The following is a 19,092-nucleotide window of genomic DNA, read 5'->3' as shown; positions in this document are numbered from 1 at the left end:
ATAAACATGCGAATAATTGTTTACGGTAGTCTGCGACGCAAGCAAGGCAACAGTCATTGGATGACGAATGCTCAATGGTTGGGTGACCATGAGCTGGAAGGGTATGCCCTGTATAATCTGGGCCACTATCCTGCTGTTATACCAGGGGAAGGCAAAGTCTATTGCGAAGTTTACCGCATTACCTCGTCAATACTGGCGGAGTTGGATGAGCTTAAAAGTAACACCAAGGATTACCGTCGTGAGCTGATCTCGACACCGTATGGCAGCGCCTGGATTTACCTCTACATTCGCTCACTGGATGGTGTGCCGAGAATAGCAGGTGGAGACTGGGTGAAGCGTAACGAAGTGGTCAGTGAATGATCTGAGCAAGGTCGTTTAAAAAATAATCGTTGTCTGACAACGTTTACTACATAAAAAAACACCGCCATCTGGCGGTGTTTTTTTCTTTTAAACGGCAGTTATTCAAACAGCTGAAAGCTTATTTGTTTTTAGCGCGTTCGAAAGAAGTCACGATTTCAGCTTTTGCTGCAGCAGCGTCAGCCCAACCGTCAACTTTTACCCATTTGCCTTTTTCCAGCGCTTTGTATTGCTCGAAGAAGTGGGTGATCTGGCCGCGCAGCAGTTCTGGCAGGTCGTTCACATCTTTGATGTGATCGTATTCTTTGCTCAGTTTGGTGTGCGGAACAGCAACCAGTTTCGCATCTTCACCAGCTTCGTCGGTCATTTTCAGCATACCGACAGGGCGGCAGCGGATCACAGAACCTGGTTGCAGCGGGTATGGCGTTGGAACCAGAACGTCAACCGGGTCGCCATCCAGAGACAGAGTGTGGTTGATGTAACCGTAGTTGCACGGATAGAACATCGCAGTTGACATGAAACGGTCTACAAACAGCGCGCCGGTATCTTTATCCACTTCGTACTTGATTGGATCTGCGTTTGCAGGGATTTCGATAACGACATAGATATCTTCTGGCAGTTCTTTGCCCGCCGGGACATTCAGTAAGCTCATTGTTGGTTTCCTTCGTTGAACCAGGAATAGAGTGCCGCACATTATAGCCAACTCTCCCGCGATTTCCCGCCCTTTTCGTCAGAACCTCTTAGCGCTTTTTCCGGCACGACCTGCTGCTGAAGGTCGTCAAAATCCTCAGCGGTGGCAGTAAAATTTACTCATCCGACGCTTTACCGTGTAACTGCCTGTTTTTACTTTTCTTATCAAGAAATTCAGTCCGTTGCCGATAACAATATTCAAACAAAAAATCAGGAATCACCTGATCCCTACCTCACCGGAAGTATCTCTTTTCACCTGAATGGCTGGATAACATCGTATGTTGAATAAGTTGAGCGTAAAAGCCGGTCTGATCGGTTTGCTGGTATTTATGACGTTGATTTTACTGCTGGTTAGCGTGCTGGGTGCCAATGCTATCAGGCAGAGTGCGACTTCCCTGCAAAAGATTAATCAGCTTCAGGGTGATGAACTTGGTTCACTGGCCGACAGCTACAGTTTCTCACTGCGCACGCGCGTCGCCAGCGGTGTGGCCGTACGCCAGCTGGAAATCGGCATGATGGATGATGCCAAAACGACTGCCGATCGCATTGCCGGTTATATCAAACAGGCTGATACCGATCTGGCAAAATTTGTCAGCATTCAGGATGAAACTCAGCAGGGCAGAGATTTATCCGACGCCGTGAAGAAAACCTACGACGCGTATAAAGCTAACGGTTTAGTCCCGATTCTGGCCGCGCTTCAGGCGCAAAGCGCAGACGGTTATTACGATGTGCTGGAAAATAAAATCACGCCTTACAGCAATGCTTACGACAAAGCGCTGGCAGATTTTCGTGCTTATGCGGTCGATAACACCAGCAAGCGCATCGAACAGGCTCGCGCCAATGCACGTATCCAGCTGACGGTGATCGTTGCGGCTTTCGTCATTGCGCTAACGATCGCGGTGCTGGCGTGGTTTGCCTTGCAGAAAATCATCATGCATCCGCTGAATTTCTCTATCGCTCAGCTGGAATTTATCGCCAAAGGCGACCTGACTCATGAGATTGATGATTCCCGCAATAATGAGATGGGGCGTTTGCTGAAAGCGATGAAACAAATGCAGGACTCTCTGGTTGAGTCGGTCGGTCGCGTGCGCGATGCCGGAAATCAGATTGATGTCGGTTCCCGCGAACTGGCTGCCGGTAACGTGCATCTGGCGCAGCGCACGGAAGAATCCGCTGCGTCGCTGGAGGAAACCGCAGCAAGTATGGAACAGCTGACATCTACCGTGCGTATGAATGCCGCGAATTCCGAACAGGCGAATCAGCTGGCGCAAAGCGTTTCGGTTATTGCCGGTAAGGGCAGCGAAGTCGTGCATCAGGTCATGGATAAAATGCAGGGCATTACCGACAGCTCGAAACGCATTGGCGACATTATTACTGTTATCGACGGCATCGCATTCCAGACCAATATTCTGGCGCTGAATGCCGCGGTCGAAGCGGCGCGTGCGGGTGAACAGGGGCGTGGTTTTGCCGTGGTAGCCGGTGAAGTGCGCAGCCTGGCGCAACGCAGTGCGCAATCTGCCAAAGAAATTAAAGAGCTGATTGTTGACTCTGAAAGTCGCGTTTCTGAGGGTTCGGATATGGTGAAATCAGCCGCCGATACGATGCTGGAAATTTCCAGCGAAGTGACCCGCGTGACCAGTCTGATGCGCGAAATATCTATCGCAACCACCGAGCAGACTCATGGCATCGAACAGGTGAACGTGGCGATTACCCAAATGGATCAGGTGGCGCAGCAGAATGCGGCACTGGTAGAGCAAGCGACAGCGGCCACGCGTTCTCTGGAAGAACAGGCGCAGTTGCTGGCTGAAAGCATGGCGGTATTTAAGCTGAACCGGGCAGGTCAGTTCTGATTTCTGGCCGTCGGGCTGAATAAAGAAAAGGTGGCTGAAAAGCCACCTTTTTACGTTCTGGAGTATTGCTAAGTTACAGAGGTATCACGTTCATTCTTTGATGATTTTATTGAGGCAAGTTTGATTATTCATCCGGGAACTGCGCGATAAAGCGTTCTGCATCTTCGACCATTGAACTGTTACCGACAAAGAACGGCGCACGTTCATGCAGTTTTTGCGGAACGATATCCAGAATACGATTTTTACCGTCACTGGCTTTACCACCGGCCTGCTCCGCAAGGAAAGCCATCGGGTTGCATTCATACAGCAAACGCAGTTTTCCGTTCGGATGACTGGCGGTGCTTGGGTAAATATAAATGCCGCCTTTCAGCAGGTTACGATGGAAGTCTGCGACCAGCGAGCCGATATAACGTGAAGTGTAAGGACGCTGCGTGGCTTCATCCTGCTCCTGGCAATACTTGATGTATTTTTTAACGCCAAGAGGGAACTTGATGTAATTACCTTCGTTGATCGAGTACATGTTGCCCTTTTTAGGGAAACAGACTTTTTCGTGAGAAAGGCAGAACACACCGAGAGAAGGATCGTAAGTAAAGGCATGAACGCCAGCACCAGTGGTGTACACCAGCATGGTTGAAGAACCATACACGACGTAACCTGCGGCAACCTGACGATTCCCCGGTTGCAGGAAATCAGCTTCAGTAACCGGCTGGCCCAGCGGGGTGGTACGACGGTAAATGGAGAAAATCGTGCCGACGGAGACGTTTACGTCGATATTGGAGGAGCCATCCAGCGGATCCATCAAAATGACGTATTTTGCATTTTCAGCGCGTTCGCCCTCGAAAATGACGATTTCATCTTCTTCTTCAGACGCGATACCGGCAATTTCACCGCGCGCCTTCATGGCTGCTTTTAGTTTTTCATTTGCGTACAGATCGAGTTTCATCTGCACTTCACCCTGCACATTCTCAGCACCACTGGTGCCCAGAATATCAACCAGACCCGCTTTGTTGATGTCGCGGTGAATGATTTTGGCGCCGAGTTTTATCGCTGAAAGCAACGCTGTCAGTTCACCGGTTGCATGTGGAAAATCCTGCTGCTTTTCAACAATAAATTCGCCTAACGTTTTCATGACACTTTCCCTGAATCGAGGATAGATAACGGTACGTTAATAAAAATTTCACAAGAGCGAAGGCAGTTTAGCCCAAATATATGGACGAATCATAGGCAAATCCATTTCTTCTGGAGGAATCTGAGCGGTAGAATAGCGGCTGACTTAAAGGCATCAATGGAAAATATATGCGCATTCATATTCTTGGGATTTGCGGCACGTTTATGGGCGGGCTGGCGATGCTGGCTCGTGCTCAGGGGCATCAGGTCACCGGTTCGGACGACAACGTTTATCCACCGATGAGTACGCTTCTGGAAAATCAGGGGATCAACCTGATCCAGGGCTACGATCCTGCACAGCTCGATCCGCACCCTGATCTGGTGATTATCGGCAACGCGATGACGCGCGGTAATCCTTGCGTCGAGGCCGTACTGGAGCAGGGGATCCCTTATGTTTCAGGGCCACAATGGTTGCATGACCACGTCCTTCCGGGACGCTGGGTTATTGCGGTGGCGGGTACGCACGGCAAAACGACGACGGCGGGAATGGTCACGTGGATCCTCGAGGCCTGCGGCTATGAGCCGGGTTATGTCATTGGCGGCGTGCCGGGCAATTTTGAGGTCTCTGCGCGTCTTGGCAACAGTCCGTTTATGGTGCTGGAAGCCGACGAATACGACTGCGCGTTCTTTGATAAACGATCCAAGTTCGTTCATTACAGCCCGCGTACACTGGTGCTCAATAACCTCGAGTTCGATCACGCTGATATCTTCGACGACCTTAAGGCCATTCAGAAACAGTTCCACCATCTGGTGCGTCTGGTGCCGGGCAAAGGCAAAATTATTTTGCCAGAGCACGACACACCACTGAAACAGGTCATGGCGATGGGATGCTGGAGTGAGCAGGAATTTGCCGGTGAAGCTGAAAATTGTGCATGGGATGCGAAAAAACTGACGCCAGACGCCAGCACTTTTGAAGTCTATCTGCACGGCGAAGTGGTCGGTCAGGTTAACTGGAATCTGGTCGGCGAACACAACATGCATAACGGACTGATGGCGATCGCCGCTGCCCGTCATGTTGGCGTTAAGCCGGAAGATGCCTGCAAAGCGCTGGGAGAATTTATCAATGCCCGCCGCCGTCTGGAGCTTCGCGGTGTGGAAAACGGTGTCAGCGTGTACGACGATTTCGCTCACCATCCGACAGCCATTTTGGCCACGCTTTCTGCGTTGCGCAGCAAAGTTGGCGGGACTGCGCGCATTCTTGCGGTTCTCGAACCTCGCTCTAATACCATGAAAATGGGGATGAGTAAGAATGAACTGGCACCGTCCCTGGGTCGTGCTGACGAAGTCTTCCTGTTACAACCGCAGCATATTCCATGGCAGGTGGCTGAAGTGGCTGAACATTGTATTCAGCCAGCGCACTGGAGCGCAGATGTCGATTCGCTGGTTGATATGGTGATCAAGGCTTCCCAGCCGGGCGACCATATTCTGGTGATGAGCAACGGCGGCTTCGGCGGCATTCACGGCAAACTGCTGGCGGCACTGGCAACCAAGGCGCAGGCTGTGCAAGAGCTGTAAAACGTAAATTGATGGAACCAGGCACAGCTCCGGCTGTGCTTTTTTTTGCCTTTTACCGACGGACAGGACTCTTTGAGGCAAAAATTTTGACAAAAAAAAAGCCCTCAAAAATTGAGGGCCAAAGGGTGTCGTCGGACAGGACGACGAGGGTATCGTTAGCCGGAGAGCAAGGCAGTGGCAGTGTCAGCTCTCCTTCCAGCCTCAACAGCGCAGTGTATTTTCGCTGTATTTCTTCGAACAGTGGCTGTTGAAACCCGGTAACGCTAATTCAAAATACTCAAACAGTGGCTTTGTATCAGGGACTTACTCAGGGATCTTACTGATAGATTTCTGCGGTTGCATGATAAGCGCCGTCGTTATGGGCTTCTATCACGCGGAAAGATTTAGCGCCTTTGCTGTCGGCTTTATCAGACAGTTGCTGGCGGATATCGGTCGGAACACCATCGACGCCGCTGACGCTGATTGTGCCCATAGGCTGTAAATTTTCTGCTTGCTGATTAGTCACCAGCTGCGCGGCGGATGCACCGAAAGAAACAGCAGATAACAGGCTTAGGGCGGCAATAGTAGTAATGATTTTCATGATAATTTCCTGAATTCACTGACGTTGTTAGATTATTTCGAGAGCAACGTCGATTGATGTCTGGATTCATCAGAACTGTGATATCGGGTTCAGGAGTGCGTAAAGCCTACGGGAACGCAGATGATGCAGTGACAAATCCGTCTAGATGCGCATTGCGCGGGCCCGATTCATTCAGGCCCCTTCGCTACGTTTACCCGAACTTATTGGTAAATTTCAGCGGTCGCGTGGTAGTTACCTTCTTCACGAACTTCGATAACACGGAATGCTTTAGCGCCTTTGGCATCGGCTTTGTCTGACAATGCCTGACGGATATCAGAAGGTGCGCCGGCAACACCGCTCACGCTGATCATGCCAGTTGATTGCAGATTTGACGCTTGTTCCTGTGTTACAGGTTGTGCTGCAAAAACGCCAAATGACAGGGCAGATAGAATGCTTAATGTTGCGATTGTAGTTTTAACTTTCATGATTTTGACCTCGTCGATTTTATTATGTTTTCAATATCCGGTGCTTCACACCACGGAAATGAGTATACATCTAATAACTGTAAATATTAATAGTTTGCTAATAGTTATTTTGGTGTCTATGTGCATCCTATGTGTATTTTTAATAACTAAAAAGAATAAAAAACGCGTGAAAAATAGACTTTTTGTGTTAATTTTTCGTAAAATCAATAAATTGGGTGAATGTGGCTATTTGTGCTTATTTTTGCAGTGAATCACATCGTTGAAATCTTTCTGTGACGTGGTTGTGGTGCTTGTTAAGGGATTTAACAGGAATGACTGCGGGATGCTCTTGAAAGGGAACAGTGATTTAGAAAGGAGGTAGTTAAGAGGAGGCCAGAAAGCGTGTTCTTCTGACCTCTGGCACAGAAAAGGTGCTGCAGCAGGTTCAAAATGAAGCGGATTTACAGTTCCTGCTCGAACAAACTGAGTATCGCGTCATGGAGTTGCTTAACGCTAAAGCCGCGGGCCGGTGTCGTGAAGATGGTATCATCGCCGGCAATCGTGCCGAGGATCCCTTCTGATTTACCCAGTGAGTCGAGCAAGCGGGCGATCAGTTGTGCCGCGCCCGGACTGGTGCGGATCACGACAACCGCGTCATTATGGTCTATATCCAATACCAGATTTTTCAGCGGGCTGGTGGTGGTTGGCACCCCAATCTCAGCAGGCAGGCAGTACACCATTTCCATCTTCGCATTACGGGTTCTGACAGCACCAAACTTGGTCAGCATCCGTGAGACTTTTGACTGATTGATATTTTCGAAACCGTCATCCTGAAGTGCGGCAACAATTTCGCCCTGAGAACTGAATTTCTCTTCCTTCAACAATGCTTTGAAGGCTTTGATTAAATCTTCCTGTTTAGCAGGATTACGCATTTTGCACCCTGGTCTCTGTATCATAGTTGTGTTGATTATGCAGATAATTGCATTTTTATGCAACTATGCGAAGAGATGCTGATCCCGAATTATGCATCCGGCAAGGAACACAGGCGTTATGGGGAAAAAGGAGAGGTAATGGATATGCCAAAAATGTGCATTTCTTTGAGACCACACCTTCAATCCCTCCTTTATCTGATGATCACGATTCAGCTCTCAACATTGGAGCGAATTTAACCATTTATTAACCTGGTGTGTTTTGTGCTGCTACTTTTAATAATGTCGCTTTCCGATAAAAAGTCATAAAAGACCGGAAAAGGTCGTTGCAAAGGGTTTTTTTTACTTTCTAAACGACCAACCTCAGTTTCTCTGCAGGTGAGCAATTGTTTTTAACAGCGTAAGTGATTAAGGTCACACTAAAATAATTCCACGACACTTATAAGTTAATGATAAAAAAGGAGTATAGGATGAAAGTTGCAGTTCTCGGTGCTGCGGGTGGTATCGGTCAAGCCCTCGCGCTTCTGCTCAAGACCCAGCTACCTTCCGGTTCCGAACTCTCATTATATGATATCGCTCCGGTTACTCCGGGTGTCGCTGTCGATCTCAGTCATATCCCCACAGCAGTTAAAATCAAAGGTTTTTGCGGTGAAGATGCGAAGCCAGCTCTGGTTGGCGCGGACATCGTCCTGATCTCTGCCGGTGTCGCCCGTAAACCCGGTATGGATCGGTCTGATTTGTTCAACGTGAACGCGGGCATTGTTCGCAATCTAATCCAGCAAGTGGCCAGTACATGCCCGAAAGCCTGCATCGGTATCATCACCAACCCTGTTAACACGACCGTTGCGATTGCGGCTGAAGTGTTGAAAAACGCCGGTGTATACGACAAAAACAAACTGTTTGGTGTGACAACGCTCGATGCTATTCGCTCTAACACTTTCGTTGCTGAACTCAAAGGTAAGCAGCCAGAAGACATTGAAGTGCCGGTCATTGGCGGGCACTCAGGGGTGACTATCCTTCCTTTATTATCTCAGCTTTCTGAAATCACGTTCAGTGACAGCGAAGTTGAAGCGCTGACGAAGCGTATTCAGAATGCCGGTACGGAAGTTGTAGAAGCTAAAGCGGGTGGTGGTTCTGCCACGCTTTCCATGGGACAGGCTGCTGCACGCTTCGGGCTTTCTCTGGTCCGGGCCTTACAAGGTGAAAGCAATGTGGTTGAATGTGCTTATGTTGAAGGGAAAGGCGAACATGCCCGTTTCTTCGCGCAGCCTGTTCTTCTGGGTAAAGAAGGGGTATCTGAGCTTATCAGCATCGGTGAGCTCAGCCATTTTGAACAACAATCCCTGGACTCAATGTTAGATATCCTGCGTAAAGATATCGAATTAGGCGAGCAGTTCATTAATAAGTAAGTCCTCATTGATTAAGGCGTCAACAAGCAGGCCATTGAGTCAAAGAGCCGCCAGAGAAATCTGGCGGTTTTTTCTGAATATTTGATTTTATACGCGCGTATCGGGAGTTGGCCGGCAACGACGTTCAATGATCTTTAATGTATTCGCATCAAAGTAACGGCTGGGCCAGATGAGCGACGGATGAATGCCTAGCGCACTGGCAATCAGCAATTCCCCCTTTGGCCACGGTCTTGATAACGCGTTTGAAAGCGTGGAAGAACTCAGCCCTGCAGAACGCGAAACCGCAGCCAGAGTTGTTCCTTTTTTACGAAGCGCTGCAATGATATCCGCCTGGTGCCAGTCTTTATTATTTGCCGTCATGATCTTTCCTTATGGGTTAAACAGATTATAAGAAGCTATAAGAGGCTATTGCCAAAAACATACATTCCTCGAGTGCTTGTTGTAATTTTATTTAGTCTCATCAATGTTTCCGAATAATAAGTTATTCTCTTATTTCGAAAATACATTCTTATTATCATTAAAACAAACAAGTAATTTAAATTTGCTTTTTGTGATTTGTCTCGATTTTTAGTGAATTTGTTGAATACATTTTATTAGGAAGCGTTATTGGAATGTTGTTATTTTTAGCAATTACATCGATATTAGTAATGTGTGAATAAATTTTTTAGGAAGAAGGTGATTGATGACGGAGGGTTAGTATCAGGCTATAAATAATTTTTTCTTTAACCTTATGTTATTCATGGGGTTTGTGATGGTGGTTTCGTTTCTGAAAGAGATTGCTTTCATAACTTTCTGAAAAAGTCCTTTTTATAGGGTTGCACAACTCTTGATGAATATAATTCATGGAAACTTTTTAAAGCAGCAGTAGACGCATTCTGAAAAATTGAATATCTTCTTTTCTTTAAATACCTGTATTCCTAAATGACACGTGTTAATACCATCTTTAAAAAAACGCTCACCAGCCAGGAAGGACATCATGATTAATTGCCTGTCATGAATGTATAACAACGACCTTTCTTATTCTTATATAAGAAATACAAGGAATGTTATGAAAAAAGAGTGGTTTGCTGCAAAGGAATTGACCGGAAAAGAAGGCCTTCCCACATCCACACAGGGTGTGCATGGAATGGCCCGCAGATTAGGCTGGGTAAAGCGTCGCAGGCGAGGTGTGCAGGGGCGGGCGGTGGAATATCACATCGACAGTTTACCGGGCAGTGCGGTGGCGAGTCTCGCCATGAACGAACACTCTGCGGAATATGTGTATACATCTCATCAGGACCCTCTGGCGATTTGGATAGAAAGTTATAAACAACTCAGGGAGCCGGAACGCGAAACGATGATTTCTTTTATCGTGCGGGAAGGTGTGGCGGAAATGCTTAACAGGTTGCGCAAACCGGGAGAGGCTTAATCGCACAAGACCGTCGTACCTGCCTGCTGGCGGGTACGACGGAGTATGTTCAGAAATCGCGTTTTACAGACATATGAGCCAGACCTTCGAGCGCGGCCCGATATTCAGACTCAGGAAGAACCTGCAGTGCCTGAATGGCTTTATCGGCTTCTTCTTCAGCACGCTGACGGGTATACGTCAGTGAGCCCCATTGATGCATCGCGGCAAGAACAGGTTCCAGTAAATGACGTCCGTTGCCTTCTTCGATAGCTTTTCGAATCATGGCCGATTGTTCCGCATTGCCGTGCTTCATGGCATGCAGAAGCGGCAACGTCGGTTTCCCTTCATCGAGATCATCACCGGTGTTTTTGCCCAGTGTTTCACCGTCAGCATCATAATCGAGCAAATCGTCAATCAGCTGGAATGCAGTACCGAGATAACGGCCGTAATCCTGCAACGCTTTAATCTGCTCATCATTCCCGCCAGCCAGCATGGCAGAGGATTGAGATGCCGCTTCAAACAGGCGCGCAGTTTTGCTGTAGATAACCTGCATATAGCTTTCTTCAGTGATGTCGGGATCATTGCAGTTGATCAATTGCTGAACTTCACCTTCTGCAATCACATTCACGGCTTTTGCCATCAGCGCAAGAACAGGGAGCGATTCCAGATCAGTCATCATTTGAAATGCCCGGGTGTAGATAAAATCACCGACAAGCACGCTGGCTGCGTTACCAAATGCGGCATTAGCCGTCGCTTTACCTCGACGCATATCAGACTCATCAACGACGTCGTCATGCAACAGCGTGGCTGTGTGGATAAACTCAATCAGAGCGGCGACTTTTACGTGTTTGTCGCCCTCATAGGATAGTGCTTTGGCTGCCAGTACTGCTATCATCGGGCGGATACGTTTGCCGCCGCCACTGATGATGTAATATCCCAGTTGATTGATGAGAGAAACCTCTGAATTCAACTGTTCAAGGATGGATGCGTTGACTGCAGCCATGTCGTCCTGGGTAAGATCAATAATCTGTTCTAGGTTCATTGTGTTTTTTCGGCTGTTGTTCTCTTCACCGCAATGAGATCTGGCTCACATTGGCACATGGCGCTAACTGTAAAGGGGATTGTACTTGAAAAACAGTGTAGATAAATGCTATCGAAAGAACTGCGCTTTTTTTCTTCTTTTGTAGGCATTGTGCTCTTGTCTTATGCTGATTTTTTGCGTAGAATTCGCGCCCTATTGTGAATATTTATAGCGCCCTCTGGACTATACAAAGTTGAGTGCGCGGAAAGCGGAGTTTTATATGTACGCGGTTTTCCAAAGTGGTGGTAAACAACACCGTGTCAGCGAAGGCCAGACTATTCGTCTGGAGAAGCTGGACGTTGCAACTGGCGAAGCTATCGAATTCGATCAGGTTCTGATGATTGCAAACGGTGAAGAAATCAACATCGGCCTGCCTTTAGTTGCTGGCGGTGTAATTAAAGCTGAAGTCGTTGCTCACGGTCGTGGCGAAAAGGTCAAAATCGTTAAGTTTCGTCGTCGTAAACACTATCGTAAGCAGCAGGGCCACCGTCAGTGGTTCACTGACGTTAAAATCACCGGCATCAGCGCTTAAGATTAGGAGAGCGGAACAATGGCACACAAAAAGGCTGGCGGCTCCACACGTAACGGTCGCGATTCAGAAGCTAAACGTCTGGGCGTAAAACGCTTTGGCGGCGAAGCAGTACTGGCAGGCAGCATCATCGTTCGTCAGCGCGGCACCAAATTCCACGCTGGTATCAACGTGGGTTGCGGCAAGGACCACACTCTGTTTGCTTTGGCTGACGGTAAAGTCAAGTTCGAAGTTAAAGGCCCGAAAAACCGTAAGTACATCAGCATCGAAGCTGAATAAGTTTTTCGCGTCTTAGTAAATAGATGTAAGCCCCGCAATTCGTTGCGGGGCTTTTTACATTCTGGTTAGCCCATTCTGGCGGGATATGGACACGAAATCGCAGGCTCCTGTTGGGATTATGTTGGCGCTGATCACTGCTATGAGTTGGGGATCTTTGCCCATCGCTCTGAAGCAGGTTTTAGTGGTGATGGATCCCTTCACAGTAGTCTGGTATCGGTTTTCGATGGCTGCCATTGTGTTGGGTTGTATTCTTGCTGCCAGACGCAGATTGCCGCCGATAGCGATTTTTAGCCGGCCACGCTGGCTGGTTTTAGTCCTGATTGCCACCTGCGGATTGCTGGGGAACTTTGTCCTTTTTAGTTCGTCCCTGCAATTTCTCAGCCCGACGGCCTCGCAGGTAATCGGTCAGCTTTCTCCTGTCGGTATGATGGTGGCCAGCGTGATCATCCTGAAAGAAAGGATGCGTGTTACGCAGGTCATTGGCGCCAGTATGTTAATCTTCGGGCTGATATTATTTTTTAATACCAGCCTGATTGAGATTTTTACCCGTCTGACGGATTACACCCTGGGTGTAATTTTTGGCGTCGGGGCAGCAATGGTTTGGGTGATATACGGCGTGGCGCAAAAGGTATTGCTGCGTCAACTGGCTTCACCGCAAATTCTGTTTTTGCTGTACACTTTATGTTCTATCGCATTGCTCCCGCTGGCCAGCCCGGCGGTGCTTTCACAGCTCAGCGGCTGGCAGTTTGCCTGTCTGTTGTTTTGCGGCGCGAATACCTTAGTAGGATATGGCGCCTTAGCGGAAGCGATGGCGAGATGGCAGGCAGCTCAGGTCAGTGCTCTTGTGACACTGACCCCGCTGTTTACCCTGCTATTTTCAGATTTATTGGCACTTGCCTGGCCTGACTTTTTTGCTGCACCAGTGCTTAATTTCATTGGTTATCTTGGGGCATTTGTGGTGGTGGCGGGTGCAATGTTTTCCGCAATTGGCCATCGTTGGTGGCCACGTCGGACAGAGCAAAACCTGGTAGCTAAACTTTAGCTGCCCGGCGAATGATTTACGGAGACGGTACAAATGAAGTTTGTTGATGAAGCCACGATTCTGGTTGTGGCCGGTGATGGCGGTAACGGGTGCGTCAGCTTCCGCCGCGAAAAATACATTCCACGTGGCGGCCCTGACGGCGGCGACGGTGGTGATGGCGGCGATGTTTACCTGGTTGCTGATGAGAACCTCAATACGCTGATCGATTTCCGCTTTGTGAAATCTTATCGTGCTGAGCGCGGTACTAACGGTCAGAGCAGCGACTGTACCGGTAAGCGCGGTAAAGATATCACCATTAAAGTGCCTGTCGGAACGCGCGTTCTCGACCAAAGCACGGGTGAAGTCCTGGCCGACATGACCAAAAATGGTCAGATTAATATGGTCGCGAAAGGCGGTTTCCACGGGCTGGGTAACACCCGCTTTAAATCTTCCGTGAACCGTTCACCGCGTCAGAAAACCATGGGCACTAAAGGTGAAGAGCGCGATATCGCACTCGAACTGATGCTTCTGGCTGATGTTGGTATGCTGGGTCTGCCAAATGCGGGTAAATCTACATTTATCCGTTCAGTGTCTGCGGCGAAACCTAAAGTTGCTGATTATCCGTTTACCACGCTGGTTCCGAGCCTGGGCGTTGTCCGTATGGATCATGAGCAGAGCTTTGTGGTTGCAGATATCCCGGGTCTGATTGAAGGGGCATCTGAAGGCGCAGGTCTGGGTATTCGCTTCCTGAAGCACCTCGAGCGTTGCCGTGTTCTTTTGCATCTGATCGACATCGCGCCGATTGATGAATCTGATCCGATCGAAAATGCGAAAGTCATCATCAATGAGTTGAAGCAATACAATGCCAAGCTGGCTGAAAAGCCGCGCTGGTTAGTATTCAACAAAGTTGACCTGATCGAAAAAGAAGAAGCGGAAGCACGTGCAAAAGTAATCGCCGATGCTTTGGGTTGGGAAGGTAATTACTATCTGATTTCCGCCGCAAACCGCGAAGGCGTGAATGCGTTGTGCTGGGACGTGATGAAATTCATCAATGAAAATCCTAAGCACATGGCAATCGAAGAAGCTGCGCCAGAGAAAGTTGAGTTCATGTGGGACGACTATCATCGTGAACAACTGGCTGAAGTGGAAGCTGAAGCTGACGACGACTGGGATGATGACTGGGATGAAGATGACGACGAAGGCGTAGAAATCATTTACGAACGTTAATTCCCGTGTATTAGCGACATATCTCTGAAAGAAAGGCTGCCATTGGCAGCCTTTCTTTTTAATCGCGTGTTAATAAGAGCGCGTATTAGCGGGCGTCTGGTGAAAGTGTCAGAGAACTTTGTAATGCGACATCCGGTAACCAGCATTGTGCGCTGAGGCCAGTGTTGCCAGTGCGGTTTAGCAATGTCAGCGTACCGGCATGCAGGTGCGCTATTCGCACCACAATATTTAATCCCAGACCGCTGCCGCCATACCGCTGATCGCTGCGTTTAAACGCCTGTGTCAGCTCGCTGGCTTTGGTCTCATCAATGCCCGGGCCCGCATCATCTATCTGTATCAGGAAGCCGTTATCTTTTGGCGCAATCGTAATTGTGATGTCGCTATTTTCCGGACTGTAACGGTAGGCGTTCTCGACCAGATTCCTTACCATCAACCGCAACAGCACGGCATCTCCCTGAATTTCAGCAAGCGGCGGTAAGTGTATTTTCAGCTTCTGTCCGCGCTCATCAAGCATTTCGCGTAACTCTTCTTCGAGTGGCATAATGACGTTACTGATCAGATCAACTTGCTGGTATTCGCCTTTGGCGAAATTTTGCCCGGCGCGGGCCAGCATGAGCAATTGCTCTATGGTGTGCATCAGCAGGTCGATACGACTTATCAACGTATCACTGCCTTCCACGCCATTTTTCTGCATGATTTCCAGGTGCAAGCGTACGCCAGCAAGAGGGGTGCGTAGCTCATGCGCCGCATCGGCAGTGAACAATCGTTCCTGCTGAATAGTGCTGGAGAGACGGGAAAATAGCTGGTTCAGCGCATTGGTGACGGCAACAACTTCCCTGATTTCGCTGTTAAGGGGCAGGGGCGAAAGGTTATCAGCAGAGCGGGTTTCAAGACGTTTCTGCAACTGATTGAGCGGGCGGATAATCCAGCTGATCGCCCAAAAGGACAGAACCAGTGTAATACTCATCATCAGCAGCGAAGGCGCAATGAGCGAAGCAATCGCTTCTGCGATTTCCCTCTCAACATGCGCGTTCCGTACTTTTGCAGAAAGCGTGTCATTAACCAGTAAATTAATCTGTTCCTGACTTTCATGCCAGAGCCAGAAAACACTGGTGAGCTGAGTGACGAATAAAATCAATGCCAGCATAACCAGCAGGCGGCGACGCATACTGGTCATTGCAGGATTTCCAGCCGGTAGCCAATGCCACGTACGGTGCGGATGACTTCTTTACCGAGCTTACGACGCAGATTATGAACATGGACTTCGAGCGTGTTGGAACCCAGATCATCCTGCCAGGTGTAGAGATCCTGCTGAAGTAATTCCCTGTTCACGGTTTGCCCCGCACGCATCATCAGGCGCGACAAAATCGCGAACTCTTTGGGAGTGACTTCCACCGGATTGCTGTCGAGATAAGCCTGTTGCGAGGACAAATTGATTTTCAGATTACCCACTGAAATTTGATTGTCGCTTTGTCCCTGATAACGGCGGATAAGCGCCCTCACGCGGGCCTGTAATTCGACCAGTGCAAAAGGTTTGATCAGGTAATCATCAGCGCCGGCATCAAGACCATCGACGCGGTCTTCTAACGCATCCCGGGCGGTAAGGATAAGAACGGGGAGAGCGATATTCTGGCGTCGCCACTCGCGCAGCAACGTTGCCCCGTCTTTGTCTGGCAAGCCTAAATCCAGGATCACCAGACTGTACTGGCTGGTTTGAATCAGGCTGTGCGCCTCGGCCGCCGTTGAAGCGCAATCGCAGGCATAATTTTCACTGGTAAGTGCCAGCATCAACCCCTGCCGTAAGAGTTCATCATCTTCAACGATCAGTAGTTTCATCTTCTGGCACTTCTCCGTGGTTAATTATTTTGGTAGATATCCTTGTAGAGACGGCTTTCAAAGCGCACCAGCGGAGCCCGTCGCGTGCGTTGATCTTCAGGCGGAACCGCATACCCTGAAAGGAACTGGACGAAGGCCATGCGCTGTCCGCTGGCTGTCGTAATAAAGCCTGCAAGGTTGTACACACCAGACAGTGAGCCGGTTTTCGCCGACACTTTGCCGTCAACGCCTGCTTCATGCAGACCGCCGCGATATTGCAAGGTTCCGTCATGACCCGCCAATGGCAGCATTGAGATAAAGTCTAACTCTTTATCATGCTGCGCGATGTATTGCAGTACCTGCATCATAGTGGCCGGTGACAACAAGTCATGGCGGGAAAGACCGGAACCATCAACCTGAATAGAGTTACCTAAATCTACGCCTGCTTTCTGACGCAAAATCTGACGGACAGCATCTGAACCGGCACGCCACGTTCCCGGCACGCCAAAACGCTGATGGCCAATTGTCCGAAATACCGTATCGGCGATCATGTTGTCTGATTTCTTGAGCATCTGATGCAACAGATCATGCAACGGCGCCGACTGGGTTTGTGCCAGAACGGTGCCCGCTGGTGTTGGTTGAGTCTGACGCTTCAGCGTGCCATCAATCTGAATATCAGCCTGCAACAGCTCATCTTTTAAAATCGCACCGGCATAGCTCGCGCCATCCTGAATAGCGAACGCCAGCGGCAAAGGCTCGCTGCGTTGGGTCAGACAGCCGGTGAGGGTGTAGCGGTTGAATTCACCAGGCACGACGTCCAGCTCACAATATTGTGCATCCGGAGACCCTTTCGCCAGAGTGCGCACTTCGCTGAACATATGCACAGGATAGTAAGATGCTACGCGGATAAACGCGTTTTCGTCAGGTTTCGGGGCACTGTACAGTGAGACTGAGAAACAGTTTCTGTCGACAATAGCGGCTGCCGGTGGTGCGCTAAAGCATTGGGTGATGTCGTTCCACGGCCATCCGGGCGCTTTATCATGGCTGGCAAAAACTGAAGTGTTGATCACCACATCGCCGGTAATTTCTTTGACGCCCTGTTTTTTCAACACAGCGACCATATTCCGAATATTCTGACGTTTTAATGTCGGATCGCCGGAAAAACGAGCGACTAAATCACCTTTTAATACGCCATCAGAAACCGAACCTGGTGTTTCAAGTGTGGTGGTGAAACGAAAATCAGGCCCAAGCTGCAGCAAAGCCGCCAGCGCGGTCAGAATCTTCATGGTACTGGCGGGTAGCGCCATTTGAGTACCGTGATAGTCTATAGCCGGCGCAGGCGCGCCAATTTTCTGTACCAGCACAGCCAGATTCGTGCCGTCAGGCAGATATTCTGTGTAATTTTCGATCTGAGCCGCATTTGTATTCAGTACAAACGCGCATGCTAATCCACTGACAATTCGTAAAAAACGCATTATTTTGAGTAAAGGCTCTGGGTAACGGCGGGATAATGTGGTGCCATACTACGATGCTACGAACCAAGGCGCAACGTGGCTGAAAGTAAACGATGATCCTCAAGGAACTCTACGTTAAAATACGAATCAAAATGCAAAATGAATCCTGGCCTGGTGGCAACTCCGGGTGAGGTTTTTTTTGTTTTTCGCCAGAGAGTCGGTCAGAAGCGCTGGCTTAATTTCTTACCTGATTCAATCAGGACGGTGTTTACCGAAAGGACCAAGTTAGAGGTAATAAATATATGAAACCGATTCCGATGACATTGCGTGGCGCAGAAAGATTACGTGAAGAACTGGACCATCTGAAAGGTGTCCGTCGCCCGAAAATCATTGCTGATATCGCGACCGCACGTGAACACGGCGATTTGAAAGAGAATGCTGAATACCATGCTGCGCGTGAGCAGCAGGGTTTTTGTGAAGGCCGTATCCAGGAAATCGAAGCCAAGCTGTCGAATGCTCAGGTTATCGATGTGACCAAAATGCCTGCTACTGGCCGCGTGATTTTTGGCGCCACAGTGACCGTGCTGAATCTGGATACTGAGGAAGAGCAAAAATACCGCATTGTCGGCGATGACGAAGCTGATTTTAAACAGAACCTTATTTCTGTTAACTCACCGATTGCACGTGGTTTAATCGGCAAAGAACAGGATGATGTCGTTGTCATCAAGACACCTGGCGGTGATGTTGAGTTTGAAGTATTGAAGGTCGAATACCTCTAAAATCTGCATTAAAAAGGGCGAAACGTGATGTTTCGCCCTGTAATTCTCACATTCATGCAGTGAATTGCTTCACAGTAAATTGAAAACTAAAGTAAAAAGGCCTGCTGAGACCTTCCCCTGAACGTGATTTCGTGGCACCTTTCCGAAAATCTACAGCGCTTTTCGTTAAACCTTAATGGATTAACGCGGTAAGATAATTTTGCGGTCTTCGGTGGAAGGGCGATAAAGTACCAGCATATTGCCGATGACTTGCACATTACACGCCTTGGTTTCACGCACAATCGCGTCTACGATCAAGGTCTTCGTCTCACGTTCTTCTGCCGCGACTTTTACCTTGATCAGTTCGTGATGCTGCAGTGCCTGTTCGATTTCGGCTAACACACCTTCTGTTAGGCCGTTGTTGCCCAGCATAACAACCGGTTTCAGTGGATGTGCCAGACCTTTCAGGTACTGTTTTTGTTTATTGTTAAGATTCATCGTCTTTTTTGCTTAAGTTGGGATTGAAAACGGGTCATTCTACCGCCATCTCATGTATATGACCAACCCGGACTGCTTCGGGAGGCCAATTATACTGACTTAG

21 protein-coding genes are annotated in these 19,092 nt (G+C 48.9%); 10 read left to right on the top strand and 11 right to left on the bottom strand.

Annotated features, from left to right (window positions below; genetic code table 11):
* The first annotated feature begins 6 nt into the window (after nucleotides 1–6).
* Complete coding sequence (locus ACM615_RS14015; protein ID WP_113877099.1) at nucleotides 7–360, top strand: gamma-glutamylcyclotransferase family protein; 354 nt, start codon at nucleotides 7–9, stop codon at nucleotides 358–360.
* A gap of 118 nt (nucleotides 361–478) precedes the next feature.
* Here ACM615_RS14015 and ppa read toward each other — a convergent pair whose 3' ends face one another.
* Nucleotides 479–1,009: an inorganic diphosphatase gene (ppa, locus tag ACM615_RS14010; protein WP_013573791.1), complete on the bottom strand. Its 531-nt coding sequence runs from the start codon at nucleotides 1,007–1,009 to the stop codon at nucleotides 479–481.
* A gap of 316 nt (nucleotides 1,010–1,325) precedes the next feature.
* Here ppa and ACM615_RS14005 point away from each other — a divergent pair, with 316 nt between their 5' ends.
* Entirely contained in the window at nucleotides 1,326–2,897 is a 1,572-nt protein-coding gene (locus ACM615_RS14005; RefSeq protein WP_112286812.1) for a methyl-accepting chemotaxis protein, read from the top strand.
* A gap of 124 nt (nucleotides 2,898–3,021) precedes the next feature.
* Here ACM615_RS14005 and fbp read toward each other — a convergent pair whose 3' ends face one another.
* The gene (gene fbp, locus ACM615_RS14000; protein ID WP_112286811.1) at nucleotides 3,022–4,026 is read right to left on the bottom strand and encodes a class 1 fructose-bisphosphatase; all 1,005 of its coding nucleotides are present in this window, start codon (nucleotides 4,024–4,026) and stop codon (nucleotides 3,022–3,024) included.
* A 167-nt stretch (nucleotides 4,027–4,193) separates the two neighbouring features.
* Between fbp and mpl the strand changes: the two genes are divergently transcribed.
* Nucleotides 4,194–5,579, top strand: coding sequence for a UDP-N-acetylmuramate:L-alanyl-gamma-D-glutamyl-meso-diaminopimelate ligase (mpl, locus tag ACM615_RS13995; protein ID WP_431012055.1), 1,386 nt, complete (start codon nucleotides 4,194–4,196; stop codon nucleotides 5,577–5,579).
* 316 nt (nucleotides 5,580–5,895) lie between these two features.
* On the opposite strand, the gene yhcN (ACM615_RS13990) is transcribed toward mpl, so the two are convergent.
* From yhcN (ACM615_RS13990) to argR, 3 genes are all read right to left on the bottom strand, one after another.
* Nucleotides 5,896–6,159, bottom strand: a complete 264-nt coding sequence (gene yhcN, locus ACM615_RS13990) for a peroxide/acid stress response protein YhcN (RefSeq protein ID WP_112286809.1) — start codon at nucleotides 6,157–6,159, stop codon at nucleotides 5,896–5,898.
* Nucleotides 6,160–6,359: 200 nt separating this feature from the next.
* Nucleotides 6,360–6,623, bottom strand: a complete 264-nt coding sequence (yhcN, locus tag ACM615_RS13985) for a peroxide/acid stress response protein YhcN (protein ID WP_112286808.1) — start codon at nucleotides 6,621–6,623, stop codon at nucleotides 6,360–6,362.
* Nucleotides 6,624–7,063: 440 nt separating this feature from the next.
* Nucleotides 7,064–7,534: a transcriptional regulator ArgR gene (gene argR, locus ACM615_RS13980; RefSeq protein ID WP_112286807.1), complete on the bottom strand. Its 471-nt coding sequence runs from the start codon at nucleotides 7,532–7,534 to the stop codon at nucleotides 7,064–7,066.
* 467 nt (nucleotides 7,535–8,001) lie between these two features.
* Here argR and mdh point away from each other — a divergent pair, with 467 nt between their 5' ends.
* Nucleotides 8,002–8,940 carry a malate dehydrogenase gene (gene mdh, locus ACM615_RS13975; protein WP_113877103.1) on the top strand — a complete coding sequence of 313 codons (939 nt, stop codon included), beginning with the start codon at nucleotides 8,002–8,004 and terminating at the stop codon, nucleotides 8,938–8,940.
* Between the two features lie 87 nt (nucleotides 8,941–9,027).
* On the opposite strand, the gene ACM615_RS13970 is transcribed toward mdh, so the two are convergent.
* On the bottom strand, nucleotides 9,028–9,300 hold the full coding sequence (locus tag ACM615_RS13970; RefSeq protein WP_113877104.1) for a helix-turn-helix domain-containing protein: 273 nt from the start codon (nucleotides 9,298–9,300) through the stop codon (nucleotides 9,028–9,030).
* A 688-nt stretch (nucleotides 9,301–9,988) separates the two neighbouring features.
* Between ACM615_RS13970 and ACM615_RS13965 the strand changes: the two genes are divergently transcribed.
* Entirely contained in the window at nucleotides 9,989–10,348 is a 360-nt protein-coding gene (locus ACM615_RS13965) for a DNA-binding protein (RefSeq protein WP_112286804.1), read from the top strand.
* A 49-nt stretch (nucleotides 10,349–10,397) separates the two neighbouring features.
* Here the strand turns inward: ACM615_RS13965 and ispB are convergent, their stop codons facing one another.
* Entirely contained in the window at nucleotides 10,398–11,369 is a 972-nt protein-coding gene (gene ispB / locus ACM615_RS13960) for an octaprenyl diphosphate synthase (RefSeq protein WP_112286803.1), read from the bottom strand.
* Nucleotides 11,370–11,628: 259 nt separating this feature from the next.
* Here ispB and rplU point away from each other — a divergent pair, with 259 nt between their 5' ends.
* From rplU to cgtA, 4 genes are all read left to right on the top strand, one after another.
* On the top strand, nucleotides 11,629–11,940 hold the full coding sequence (gene rplU, locus ACM615_RS13955) for a 50S ribosomal protein L21 (protein ID WP_013573804.1): 312 nt from the start codon (nucleotides 11,629–11,631) through the stop codon (nucleotides 11,938–11,940).
* An 18-nt stretch (nucleotides 11,941–11,958) separates the two neighbouring features.
* Complete coding sequence (gene rpmA, locus ACM615_RS13950) at nucleotides 11,959–12,216, top strand: 50S ribosomal protein L27 (RefSeq protein ID WP_013573805.1); 258 nt, start codon at nucleotides 11,959–11,961, stop codon at nucleotides 12,214–12,216.
* 85 nt (nucleotides 12,217–12,301) lie between these two features.
* On the top strand, nucleotides 12,302–13,258 hold the full coding sequence (locus ACM615_RS13945) for a DMT family transporter (RefSeq protein WP_431012054.1): 957 nt from the start codon (nucleotides 12,302–12,304) through the stop codon (nucleotides 13,256–13,258).
* A 33-nt stretch (nucleotides 13,259–13,291) separates the two neighbouring features.
* Nucleotides 13,292–14,464: an Obg family GTPase CgtA gene (gene cgtA / locus ACM615_RS13940; protein ID WP_129639330.1), complete on the top strand. Its 1,173-nt coding sequence runs from the start codon at nucleotides 13,292–13,294 to the stop codon at nucleotides 14,462–14,464.
* Nucleotides 14,465–14,549: 85 nt separating this feature from the next.
* Here cgtA and pmrB read toward each other — a convergent pair whose 3' ends face one another.
* The 3 genes from pmrB to dacB are packed head-to-tail and all read right to left on the bottom strand — an operon-like array spanning nucleotide 14,550 to nucleotide 17,754.
* Nucleotides 14,550–15,641, bottom strand: a complete 1,092-nt coding sequence (gene pmrB / locus ACM615_RS13935; protein WP_113877106.1) for a two-component system sensor histidine kinase PmrB — start codon at nucleotides 15,639–15,641, stop codon at nucleotides 14,550–14,552.
* A complete protein-coding gene (pmrA, locus tag ACM615_RS13930) occupies nucleotides 15,638–16,300 on the bottom strand; it encodes a two-component system response regulator PmrA (RefSeq protein WP_129639328.1) in 663 nt (220 codons plus the stop codon). The genes pmrB and pmrA overlap by 4 nt, the downstream gene beginning before the upstream one ends.
* A gap of 20 nt (nucleotides 16,301–16,320) precedes the next feature.
* Nucleotides 16,321–17,754: a serine-type D-Ala-D-Ala carboxypeptidase gene (gene dacB / locus ACM615_RS13925; RefSeq protein WP_113877108.1), complete on the bottom strand. Its 1,434-nt coding sequence runs from the start codon at nucleotides 17,752–17,754 to the stop codon at nucleotides 16,321–16,323.
* 281 nt (nucleotides 17,755–18,035) lie between these two features.
* Between dacB and greA the strand changes: the two genes are divergently transcribed.
* Complete coding sequence (gene greA, locus ACM615_RS13920) at nucleotides 18,036–18,512, top strand: transcription elongation factor GreA (protein WP_112286797.1); 477 nt, start codon at nucleotides 18,036–18,038, stop codon at nucleotides 18,510–18,512.
* Between the two features lie 180 nt (nucleotides 18,513–18,692).
* Here the strand turns inward: greA and yhbY are convergent, their stop codons facing one another.
* Complete coding sequence (yhbY, locus tag ACM615_RS13915; RefSeq protein ID WP_095923662.1) at nucleotides 18,693–18,989, bottom strand: ribosome assembly RNA-binding protein YhbY; 297 nt, start codon at nucleotides 18,987–18,989, stop codon at nucleotides 18,693–18,695.
* Nucleotides 18,990–19,092 lie beyond the last annotated feature (103 nt).

This window comes from Rahnella sp. PAMC25617 (genome assembly GCF_050606005.1).
Classification (GTDB): Bacteria; Pseudomonadota; Gammaproteobacteria; order Enterobacterales; family Enterobacteriaceae; genus Rahnella; species Rahnella variigena.
The sequence above is the reverse complement of the archived record's forward strand: the minus strand, read 5'-3'. Positions and strand labels throughout refer to the sequence as shown.

Bases quoted from the DNA above. Each gene is read 5' to 3' on its own strand.
- mdh (WP_113877103.1), top strand. From the start codon at position 8,002: ATGAAAGTTGCAGTTCTCGGTGCTGCGGGTGGTATCGGTCAAGCCCTC.
- rpmA (WP_013573805.1), top strand. From the start codon at position 11,959: ATGGCACACAAAAAGGCTGGCGGCTCCACACGTAACGGTCGCGATTCA.
- ACM615_RS14015 (WP_113877099.1), top strand. From the start codon at position 7: ATGCGAATAATTGTTTACGGTAGTCTGCGACGCAAGCAAGGCAACAGT.
- ACM615_RS13965 (WP_112286804.1), top strand. From the start codon at position 9,989: ATGAAAAAAGAGTGGTTTGCTGCAAAGGAATTGACCGGAAAAGAAGGC.
- mpl (WP_431012055.1), top strand. From the start codon at position 4,194: ATGCGCATTCATATTCTTGGGATTTGCGGCACGTTTATGGGCGGGCTG.
- ACM615_RS13945 (WP_431012054.1), top strand. From the start codon at position 12,302: ATGGACACGAAATCGCAGGCTCCTGTTGGGATTATGTTGGCGCTGATC.
- ppa (WP_013573791.1), bottom strand. From the start codon at position 1,009: ATGAGCTTACTGAATGTCCCGGCGGGCAAAGAACTGCCAGAAGATATC.
- yhbY (WP_095923662.1), bottom strand. From the start codon at position 18,989: ATGAATCTTAACAATAAACAAAAACAGTACCTGAAAGGTCTGGCACAT.
- dacB (WP_113877108.1), bottom strand. From the start codon at position 17,754: ATGCGTTTTTTACGAATTGTCAGTGGATTAGCATGCGCGTTTGTACTG.
- argR (WP_112286807.1), bottom strand. From the start codon at position 7,534: ATGCGTAATCCTGCTAAACAGGAAGATTTAATCAAAGCCTTCAAAGCA.
- yhcN (WP_112286808.1), bottom strand. From the start codon at position 6,623: ATGAAAGTTAAAACTACAATCGCAACATTAAGCATTCTATCTGCCCTG.
- fbp (WP_112286811.1), bottom strand. From the start codon at position 4,026: ATGAAAACGTTAGGCGAATTTATTGTTGAAAAGCAGCAGGATTTTCCA.
- cgtA (WP_129639330.1), top strand. From the start codon at position 13,292: ATGAAGTTTGTTGATGAAGCCACGATTCTGGTTGTGGCCGGTGATGGC.
- rplU (WP_013573804.1), top strand. From the start codon at position 11,629: ATGTACGCGGTTTTCCAAAGTGGTGGTAAACAACACCGTGTCAGCGAA.
- pmrB (WP_113877106.1), bottom strand. From the start codon at position 15,641: ATGACCAGTATGCGTCGCCGCCTGCTGGTTATGCTGGCATTGATTTTA.
- pmrA (WP_129639328.1), bottom strand. From the start codon at position 16,300: ATGAAACTACTGATCGTTGAAGATGATGAACTCTTACGGCAGGGGTTG.
- ACM615_RS13970 (WP_113877104.1), bottom strand. From the start codon at position 9,300: ATGACGGCAAATAATAAAGACTGGCACCAGGCGGATATCATTGCAGCG.
- ispB (WP_112286803.1), bottom strand. From the start codon at position 11,369: ATGAACCTAGAACAGATTATTGATCTTACCCAGGACGACATGGCTGCA.
- yhcN (WP_112286809.1), bottom strand. From the start codon at position 6,159: ATGAAAATCATTACTACTATTGCCGCCCTAAGCCTGTTATCTGCTGTT.
- greA (WP_112286797.1), top strand. From the start codon at position 18,036: ATGAAACCGATTCCGATGACATTGCGTGGCGCAGAAAGATTACGTGAA.
- ACM615_RS14005 (WP_112286812.1), top strand. From the start codon at position 1,326: ATGTTGAATAAGTTGAGCGTAAAAGCCGGTCTGATCGGTTTGCTGGTA.